The following is a 9,287-nucleotide window of genomic DNA, read 5'->3' on the forward strand; positions in this document are numbered from 1 at the left end:
CGGGTGCCTTCTATAGCGCCTCCAGCGCATCAAAGCGCTTCGCCAGCCCCTGCCGCGCAAACCGCTCCACCACGAAATCGATGAACGCCCGGGTCTTGCCCGGCAACAGCTTGTGCTCGGCGTAATAGAGACTGATGTTGCCATCATCCACATACCAGTCCGGCAACACTCGCTGCAGCCTGCCTGCGGTCAGGTAAGGCACGGCAAACGGCAAGCTGACCAGGGCGATGCCCAAACCCTGTTCAGCCACCGCGCAGGCGGCGTCAGAGTCACTCATGGTCATGGCCTGACGCAGCTGCAAAGGCCGTTGCTCCTGCCAGCGACTGGTCAGCGGCCAGGAGCGCACGCGGCCGGTCTGCGGCGAGCGGATTAAAATCCCGGCGTGGCGTGGCAAGTCTTCGGGCTGCTCGATAGGCCCATGCTGCTGGCGATAAACCGGCGAGGCGACCAGCACTCGGTGTGCCGGGGTCAGCCTGCGCGCCACCACCCCCGGCGGCAGATCGAAACCGCCGCCGATCGCTGCATCGAAGCCTTGACCAATCAGGTCGACCTGGCGGTTGTCGAAGTGCCAGTCGGGGGTGATCGCCGGGTAGCGCTGAAGAAATTCAGCCAGTAGCGGCAGCACGTACAAACGCCCGAAAACCGTTCCCATGCTCACCCGCAACAGCCCGGCCGGCTGGCCTTCAGCGCTGGCCAGGTTGGCCATGGCGTATTGAATGGTGCGAAAGCTGTCGCTTACCTCGGCGAGAAATCGCTGCCCCGCTTCGGTCAGGGTCAGCTTGCGCGTACTACGCTGGAACAGTCGCACACCCAGCCGCGCCTCCAGCTGGGCGACGTTCTTGCCCACCGCTGCCGGGGTCAGGCTCAGGCGCCGGGCAGCCTCGGCGAAGCTGCCGACCTCGGCGCTGCGAATAAAGCACTCCATCGTGCTGAACGACTCCATGGCCATGATTACCAACCCCAGGTTTACTCTGCTGATAGCGATTGCCATCTTATCAGCAGGTAATCCACAGCCGATACTTCTCCCATCCCAAGGCATCCGGCCTTTCACTTGCAGGAGATCAGCATGTCCCATTCACTTACTCTCGACACCAAGGGAGCCCTGGTCCAGGGCGGTTCGCGCGGCATCGGTGCGGCGATCGTGCGCCGTCTGGCCAAGGAAGGGGCGCAGGTGGCCTTTACCTATGTCAGCTCGGCGGACACCGCTGAGGCCCTGGCAGCAGAAATCAACGACGCTGGCGGCAAAGCCTTGGCCTTGCGCGCCGACAGTGCCGATGCCAGCGCTGTGCAGCAGGCCGTGGAGGCGACGGTCAAGGCATTCGGTACGCTCGACATTCTGGTCAACAACGCGGGTGTGCTGGCGGTGGCGCCAGTGGCCGAGTTCGATCTGGCCGACTTCGACCGGATCCTCGCCGTCAACGTGCGCAGTGTGTTCGTTGCCAGCCAAGCCGCTGCCCGGCACATGGGCCAGGGTGGTCGGATCATCAATATCGGCAGCACCAATGCCGAGCGCATGCCGTTTGCCGGTGGCGCGCCGTATGCGATGAGCAAGTCGGCGCTGGTTGGCCTGACCAAGGGCCTGGCGCGTGACCTTGGGCCGCAGGGGATTACCGTCAACAACGTACAGCCTGGGCCAGTCGACACCGACATGAACCCGGCCGCGGGGGATTTTGCCGAGAGCTTGATTCCGCTGATGGCGATTGGGCGCTATGGGCATGTCGAAGAGATCGCCAGCTTCGTCGCTTATCTCGCTGGGCCTGAGGCTGGGTATATCACTGGCGCCAGCTTGACGGCGGATGGGGGCTTCTCTGCCTGACAGGCGCCATCTCCCCCTCTCGATAAGCGGGTCGGTCCCGCGATAACGTCAGCCGAATCGACATCATTGTCTGATCTGACACTATCGCGGCGCCAGCCCGATCGCCATTGCCCGCTGTACAAACGATACTGAGCGCACTTTCCTACTGCCCGCAATGAGAACCACCATGAACGCCCCGACCCTCAGTCGCGCCCTGATCCTGCTGATGGCGACTGCCACCGGCCTGGCCGTAGCCAGCAACTACTACGCCCAGCCGCTGCTGCACAGCATCGCCGAGCAGTTCGGCCTGAGCACCGCCAGTGCTGGCACCATCGTCATCGCCGCGCAGCTCAGCTATGGCGCCGGCCTGTTGCTGCTGGCGCCGCTGGGCGATCTGTTCGAACAACGCCGTTTGATCGTGATCATGATCGGCATTTCTACCCTTGGCCTGATCATCAGCGCCTGTGCGCCCAGCCTGCCGTGGCTGCTGTTCGGCACCGCCTTGACCGGGTTGTTCTCGGTCGTGGCGCAGATCCTGGTGCCCATGGCCGCCAGCCTGACTGCCCCGGAGCATCGTGGGCGCGCGGTGGGCACGCTGATGAGCGGGCTGTTGCTGGGCATTCTGCTGGCGCGTACCGCCGCAGGCTTCATGGCCGAGCTGGGTGGCTGGCGCAGTATCTATGTGCTGGCTGCGGTACTGATGGCGGTCAGCGCCATCGCCCTGTACCGCAGCCTGCCGCAGCACAACAGCCATGCCGGGCTGAAATACCCGGCGTTGATCGGCTCGGTATTTCGTCTGTTCATCGAAGAGCCGGTGCTGCGCTTGCGCTCACTGCTGGGGCTGTTGGCGTTCAGCCTGTTCGGGCTGTTCTGGACGCCACTGGCGTTTCTGCTGGCGCGCGAGCCGTATCACTACTCCGACGCGGTGATCGGTCTGTTCGGTTTGGCCGGCGCTGCGGGCGCGCTGTCGGCCAACTGGGCTGGGCGCCTGGCTGATCGCGGCAAGGGCTCGCTGGGCACCACGGTCGGGCTGATCGCCTTGCTGCTGTCGTGGATACCACTGGGCTTTGCCGAGCATTCGCTGCTGGCGCTGTTGGTCGGCGTGCTGGTGCTGGACCTGGCCGTGCAGCTGGTGCACGTGAGTAATCAGAATGCGGTGATCGGTTTGCGGCCAGAGGCACGCACGCGGCTCAATGCCGGCTATATCACCTGCTACTTCATCGGTGGCGCATTAGGTTCGCTGCTGGGCACGCAACTGTTCGAACGTCAGGGATGGTTGGGGATCGTCGTCGCCGGGCTGCTGATCGGCAGCTTGGCCCTGGTGGTTTGGGGGCTGGCAGAGCGCAAGCGCAAGGTGCTGATTCAAGCGGTTTGAACAGGCCAGCGGCTGACGCGACAAGCGACCGCACGACCCTCCGTCGCCTTGCCGTTGACTTGCTCACAGGCAAAGAGCTGCATAGGCGGTGGTCAACAGCCCTCCCACTGACAGGACGACCCAATGACAAGACTCACGGTGCAATCCGGCGATTTCTTGCTAGGTGAAGGCGAGTATCGCAATGGATCGCTCACACTCAAGACCCCACGCAGCCCTTCGCCTGGCGAGCGGATCTCGCTGGCGCGGATCAAGGAACTCAAGCTGGCCAGCCTGGAAACCAACCGCAGCCTGGGCACCGCCCTTGGCTGGGGCGTTGCCGGCGCGCTGGTGGCCGGCCCAGTCGGGCTGATCGCCGGCCTCTGGCTGGGTGGCAAGGAAGAAGAAGCGACCTTCCTCGCCACCTTCAAGGATGGTCGCAAGCTGATGGCCATCACTGATGGCAAGACCTGGTCGAAAATCGACGACAATTGGCGTCAGCACCAACGCCGCCCGGCCGCCTGAATCACACCAGACCCTGATCGTCTATTTGCCTGAGCGCTCCTGAAATAGGGGCGCTCAGCGCATCTGTGCCTGCTAACATGGCGCCCTTTTTATCTGCCCCGCCCTCCCCCAATAACAGCCGACCGACAACGGCGCGTATGCCCATCAAGGAGCCCGCATGACCTCGCTTCGCCCCCGTCTGCCCCTGAGCCTGCTCAGCCTGGGCCTTGCCCTGCACAGCGGCCATGGCCTTGCCGACGACAGCGTGACCCTGGCCCCGGTGCGTATCTCGGAGCTGTATGGCGACGGCGGCTACCAACCGCGCGAGGCCCTGGTGGGCGGCTTTCAGCCAGCGCCACTGCTCGACACCCCGGCGTCGATCAGCGTGTTCAGCCAACAGCTGCTGCAAGACCGCCAGGTGCGCAAGCTCAGCGAGGTGCTGCAAAGCGATGCCTCGGTTGGCGAAAGCTATGCGCCGATCGGCTACTACGAGAACTTCAACGTGCGCGGCTTTGAGCTCAACGCCGCCAGCAGCTACAAGATCAACGGCCAGACCGTGGTCGGCGAGCAGAACGTGGCGCTGGAGAACAAGCAGCAGGTCGAGCTGCTCAAGGGGCTGTCGGGGTTGCAGAGCGGCGTGGCCGAACCCGGCGGGCTGGTCAACTACGTGACCAAGCGCGCAGAAGACGTACGCAGCGTCACGGTCTCGACCAACGAGCAAGGCGAGCGCTACCTGGCCACCGACCTGGGCGGCTGGTTTGGCAGTGAGCGGCAATTTGGCCTGCGCGCCAACCTGGCCCATGAGGACATCCGCTCCTACGTCGATCACGCCGATGGCAAGCGTGACTTCGCCTCGCTGGCGTTCGACTGGCAGATCAGCGCCAATGCCACCCTGCAACTGGACGCTGAGTATCAGCACCGCGAACAGCGATCAGTACCGGGCTATCAGTTGCTGGGTGGCAGCGAGCTGCCGCACGGCATCGACCCGGATGACCGGCTGGCTTATCAGCACTGGGCCAAGCCAGTACAGAACGACTCGCTGAACCTCGGCGGACGCTTCGAGTACCGTTTCAATGACGACTGGACCGGCACCTTGAGCGCTTCGCGCAGCAAGGTGGTGATCGATGACTACAGCTCGTTCGCCTGGGGCTGCTACGGCTCGACAAGCTGTGCAAGCGCAGCTGTGCCGAACTACTTCAGTCCGCAAGGCGATTACGACATCTATGACTTCCGCAGCCCCGACGACACCCGCCGCACTGACGAAGTACAAGCCGTGCTCAACGGTCGTTTCGATGCATTGGGCCTGGGCCATGAGCTAACCGTTGGCACCAGTGCCCAGCGTCGCACCCTCGACCAGCGCCCCTACTACAACGAATTTGTCGGCAGCGGTAACATCGCCACTGGCGCACCTGCCGTGGCCCCTTCTGAACGCCCCATCGGCTCCAGTGAACGCCGCCTGGACAGCCGCCAGTACGGGGTATTTTTCAGCGACCGCATCACCTTCAACGAACACTGGCAAACCGTGCTCGGCGCGCGTGAAGTCCGCCTGGATGAGAAGACCTGGGATGAAACTGGCCTGGCCGGACGGCATACCCAGCAGTATCAATTGCTGCCCAACGCGGCGTTGATCTACAAGCCCCAGCCAGACACCACGCTGTATGCCAGCTATTCCAAAGGGCTATCCGCTGGGGGCACCGCGCCCTGGTTCGCTGGCAATGCCGCCGAGATCCTCGCCCCGACCCTGTCACGGCAACTGGAAGTGGGCATCAAGCGCGACTGGCAGGGCATGAGCTTGAGTGCCGCGCTGTTCCAGATCCGCCAGGCCTACCAGTACGCCCGCCCCGACGCCACTGGCTTCACCTACGTGCAACAGGGCCAACAAAAGAACACCGGCCTTGAGCTCGCCGCCAGCGGCTGGGTCACTTCGCGCTTGCAGATCCAGGCCAGTGCCGCAGCGATCCGCGCCCGGGTGCAGAACAGCGGCACCGATGCCTACGAAGGCCATCAGGCGATCAACGTGCCCAAGCTGCGCGCCGCGTTGCAGGCCGAATACAGCCTGCCGGTCGCGGGTCTCGCGCTGCTCGGCGGAGCGCGCTACAGCGCCAGCAAGTACGCAAGTCAGGCGGGCAACGTCGAGGTGGGTGGTTATACCGTGTTCGATGTCGGTAGCCGCTACCGCACCATGGTTGGCGGGTATGACACAGTGCTGCGCCTGACCGTGGATAACGTCTTTGACAAGCGTTACTGGCGGGATGTGGGGGATTACCTGGGCGACAACTACCTGTTCCAGGGCGCACCGCGTACGGCGCGGTTGTCGGCGACGGTGAGTTTTTGATGCGGTGAGTGGTGCCAGTGCTGGCCTCATCGCGGGGCAAGCCCGCTCCCACGCCAGATCAACTTCAAGACTGCGGGGGATTGAGTGGTGCCAGTGCTGGCCCCATCGCGGGGCAAGCCCGCTCCCACGCAGGTTTGGGGTGATCTACCAGGCAGGTTTGAGGCTGATCTCACGTGGGAGCGGGCTTGCCCCGCGATAGCGCCAGCAGCAGCGCTGCATTTAACCCGCCCTGAATACCCTCTAAAACGCACCGCAAAACAAAAAGCCCCCGAACCTTTCAGTTCGGGGGCTTCTCGTAGAATGTGGCGGTGAAGAAGGGATTTGAACCCTTGATACGATTTCTCGTATACACACTTTCCAGGCGTGCTCCTTCGACCACTCGGACACTTCACCGTTTCTCTTCAAGCTATTCAGCCTGTCGAGGCGCGCTAATTTAGTTGAAGGCTCTAATCTTGGCAAGCGTTTTTTTCAGAATTTTCATGCGCTTAAGCAGATCGAACGAAAAACCGGCCAGCCAGGGCAATGCTGCCATTGTACCCAGCACTTTTACCTGTGGCCTGTACTGCGCACCCAAGCGGCAAGGCATAGCGGCCAATGCCTGACTGATCAGTCAGCCTTGCTGCTTTACCTGCTCGCCCGTGCTGGGTAACGTCATTGCCACGCCATCCAAAGGACTCTGCCATGAGCGAGCTGATTACCTACCATGCCGAAGACGGCATCGCCACCCTGACCCTGAACAACGGCAAGGTCAACGCCATCTCGCCGGATGTCATCGCCGCCTTCAACGCCGCCCTGGACCAGGCAGTAGCCGACCGTGCAGTGGTGATCATCACCGGTCAGCCAGGCATCCTCTCTGGCGGCTACGACCTGAAAGTCATGACCTCTGGCCCCCAACAAGCCGTTGGCCTGGTCACCGCCGGTTCCACCCTGGCCCGCCGCCTGCTCTCGCACCCCTTCCCGGTAATCGTTGCCTGCCCAGGCCATGCGGTCGCCAAAGGCGCCTTCCTGCTGCTGTCGGGCGACTATCGGATCGGGGTCGAAGGGCCGTACAAGATCGGCCTGAACGAAGTGCAGATCGGCATGACCATGCACCACGCCGGTATCGAGCTGGCCCGCGATCGCCTGCGCCGCTCGGCGTTCCACCGCTCAGTGATCAATGCCGAGATGTTCGACCCTAGGGACGCGCTGGATGCCGGCTTCCTCGACAAGGTGGTGCCGGCCGAGCAGTTGCACGAGACAGCACTGCACGTGGCGCGCGACTTGAAGAAGCTCAACATGCTGGCGCACAAGAACACCAAGCTCAAAGTGCGCAAAGCGCTGCTGGAGCTGCTGGATGACGCGATTATTCGCGATCAGGAACACATGGGCTGATCCTCCCGGCCTCATCGCGGGGCGTGCCCACCCACACACATCGTGTAGGCGCGGACTTGCCCCGCGATGAGGCCAGCACTGACCGCAGAAGGTTTGCCCCCACCAGTGCACAGTCGTACACTGCCGCGCGACTGTCTGGTGTGAGTCGTACCATGCTTTATCTGCTTCGCATGCTCCTGCTGGGGCTGCACTTTCTGCTGGTCGGCCTAGTCGGCCTGGTGATTGGCCTGTGCCGCCCGTTCAACCCCGACAACAGCCGCCTCTATGCCCGCCTGTACAGCGTGCCAGCCGCCTGGCTGATGCGTATCAAGGTCAAGGCCGAGGTCGGCCCGCTGCATGACCAGCCGCCGGGCTGCGTGATCGTCGCCAACCATCAATCGAACTTCGACTTGTTCATCATCGGCCAAGTAGTGCCGCAACGCACCGTGGCCATTGGCAAGAAGAGCCTGGGCTGGATCCCGCTGTTCGGCCAGCTGTTCTGGTTGGGCGGTAATGTCCTGATCGACCGCAACAACGCCTACCAGGCGCGCAAGGCGATGCAGGTGACCACCGGCATCTTGCGTGACGACACCTCGATCTGGATTTTCCCCGAAGGCACCCGCAACCCTGCCGAGCAGTTGGCCCCGTTCAAGAAAGGTGCCTTCCACATGGCCATCGACGCTGGCGTGCCGATCGTGCCGGTGTGTGTCAGTCGCTATGCCAAGCGCCTGGGCCTCAACAGTTGGCGCCAGCGCACGGTGATCATTCGCTCCCTGCCTCCAATCGAAACTGCTGGCCTGAGCAAGCAGGACGTGCCGGCGCTGATCGAGCAGTGCCGCACGCAGATGCAGCAATGCCTGGACCGCATGGAAACCGAGCTACCCCACGCCTGATCGGTTGCTCTCTGGCCTGACACAGCCCAAGCTGTGTCACGTGTTCAACCGAATAAGCGGGCAACCATGGGTCGAGTCGTCGCAGCGGCGGTGTACAGCGCCGGGAGAAAGGTCACCAACATCAGCATCGACGAAGGCAGCGAGTGGGCGAAAAAGCCCGGCCACTTCGTCTGGATCGGCCTGGAAGAGCCCAACGCCGAAGAGCTGGCCAACCTGCAGTGCCAGTTCAACCTGCACGAGCTGGCCATCGAAGACGCGCTGGAAAAGCACAGCAGGCCCAAGTTGGAGACCTTTGGCGACGCGCTGTTCATCGTCACCTATTCGCCGGTTCGCCACGAAGGCAAGCTGGAGTTCATCGAGACCCACATCTTTGCCGGCAACGGCTACATCATCACCTGCCGCAATGGCCACTCCAAATCCTATGCCCTGGTGCGTCAGCGCTGCGAGGCACGGCCGCTGCTGCTTGAGCACGGCGAAGACTTCGTGCTGTATGCGTTACTCGATTTCGTCACCGAGAACTACCAGCCGGTCAGCGAGGCGATCCACGGTGAGATCGAGGAGCTGGAGCAGAGCGTGCTGAGCAATTCGCTCAAGGAAGAAGACATCCAACGCCTGCACAGCCTGCGTCGCGACATTTTAAGGCTGCGCCGCTACGTCGCGCCGATGGTGGAGATCAGTGAAGAGCTGCAGCGCTTGAGCTTCCCGTTCATCGACAAGAACATGCGCCCGTACTTCAGGGACGTGCAGATCCACGTCACTCGGCAGATGGAAGACCTGGTGAGCATTCGCGATATCGCCAGCCAGACCATCGAGATTGGCATGTTGCTGGAGTCGTCACGGCAAAGCATAACCCAGCGCAAGTTTGCCGCCTGGGCGGCGATCTTGGCGTTTCCCACGGCGATTGCCGGGATTTATGGGATGAACTTCCAGAATATGCCTGAGCTGGAGTGGCACTATGGGTATTTTGCGGTGCTGGGGGTGATTGGGTTGGGCTGCACCGGGTTGTATGCCAGCTTCAAGCGCTCGGGGTGGTTGTAGCTTGTAGCAACGCTATCGCGG

The 9,287-nt window shown here is 62.7% G+C and carries 8 protein-coding genes and 1 tRNA gene; 7 read left to right on the plus strand and 2 right to left on the minus strand.

Annotation, left to right across the window (positions count from 1 at the left end; translation table 11 throughout):
* Positions 1 to 10: 10 nt before the first annotated feature.
* On the minus strand, positions 11 to 949 hold the full coding sequence (locus ACF8K2_RS02480; RefSeq protein WP_392463324.1) for a LysR family transcriptional regulator: 939 nt from the start codon (positions 947 to 949) through the stop codon (positions 11 to 13).
* Between the two features lie 111 nt (positions 950 to 1,060).
* Here ACF8K2_RS02480 and ACF8K2_RS02485 point away from each other — a divergent pair, with 111 nt between their 5' ends.
* The 4 genes from ACF8K2_RS02485 (at position 1,061) to ACF8K2_RS02500 (ending at position 5,985) form a co-directional block, all read left to right on the plus strand.
* Positions 1,061 to 1,816, plus strand: coding sequence for a 3-oxoacyl-ACP reductase family protein (locus ACF8K2_RS02485; protein ID WP_392463325.1), 756 nt, complete (start codon positions 1,061 to 1,063; stop codon positions 1,814 to 1,816).
* A 166-nt stretch (positions 1,817 to 1,982) separates the two neighbouring features.
* Positions 1,983 to 3,170 (plus strand): MFS transporter, encoded by a 1,188-nt coding sequence (locus ACF8K2_RS02490; RefSeq protein WP_368972887.1) that lies wholly within the window; start codon positions 1,983 to 1,985, stop codon positions 3,168 to 3,170.
* Positions 3,171 to 3,293: 123 nt separating this feature from the next.
* Positions 3,294 to 3,671: a hypothetical protein gene (locus ACF8K2_RS02495; RefSeq protein WP_264237129.1), complete on the plus strand. Its 378-nt coding sequence runs from the start codon at positions 3,294 to 3,296 to the stop codon at positions 3,669 to 3,671.
* Positions 3,672 to 3,828: 157 nt separating this feature from the next.
* Positions 3,829 to 5,985 (plus strand): TonB-dependent siderophore receptor, encoded by a 2,157-nt coding sequence (locus ACF8K2_RS02500; protein WP_392463321.1) that lies wholly within the window; start codon positions 3,829 to 3,831, stop codon positions 5,983 to 5,985.
* Between the two features lie 303 nt (positions 5,986 to 6,288).
* Here the strand turns inward: ACF8K2_RS02500 and ACF8K2_RS02505 are convergent.
* Positions 6,289 to 6,378: transfer RNA gene (locus ACF8K2_RS02505), tRNA-Ser, on the minus strand.
* 288 nt (positions 6,379 to 6,666) lie between these two features.
* Here ACF8K2_RS02505 and ACF8K2_RS02510 point away from each other — a divergent pair.
* The 3 genes from ACF8K2_RS02510 (at position 6,667) to ACF8K2_RS02520 (ending at position 9,266) form a co-directional block, all read left to right on the plus strand.
* A complete protein-coding gene (locus tag ACF8K2_RS02510) occupies positions 6,667 to 7,356 on the plus strand; it encodes a crotonase/enoyl-CoA hydratase family protein (protein ID WP_186557641.1) in 690 nt (229 codons plus the stop codon).
* Between the two features lie 152 nt (positions 7,357 to 7,508).
* Positions 7,509 to 8,228: a lysophospholipid acyltransferase family protein gene (locus ACF8K2_RS02515; protein ID WP_392463323.1), complete on the plus strand. Its 720-nt coding sequence runs from the start codon at positions 7,509 to 7,511 to the stop codon at positions 8,226 to 8,228.
* Positions 8,229 to 8,294: 66 nt separating this feature from the next.
* Positions 8,295 to 9,266 (plus strand): magnesium and cobalt transport protein CorA, encoded by a 972-nt coding sequence (locus ACF8K2_RS02520; RefSeq protein WP_186557639.1) that lies wholly within the window; start codon positions 8,295 to 8,297, stop codon positions 9,264 to 9,266.
* Positions 9,267 to 9,287: the final 21 nt, after the last annotated feature.

The sequence above is a fragment of the Pseudomonas sp. xss_2 genome (genome assembly GCF_043104195.1).
In the GTDB taxonomy this organism is placed as follows: domain Bacteria; phylum Pseudomonadota; class Gammaproteobacteria; order Pseudomonadales; family Pseudomonadaceae; genus Aquipseudomonas; species Aquipseudomonas urmiensis.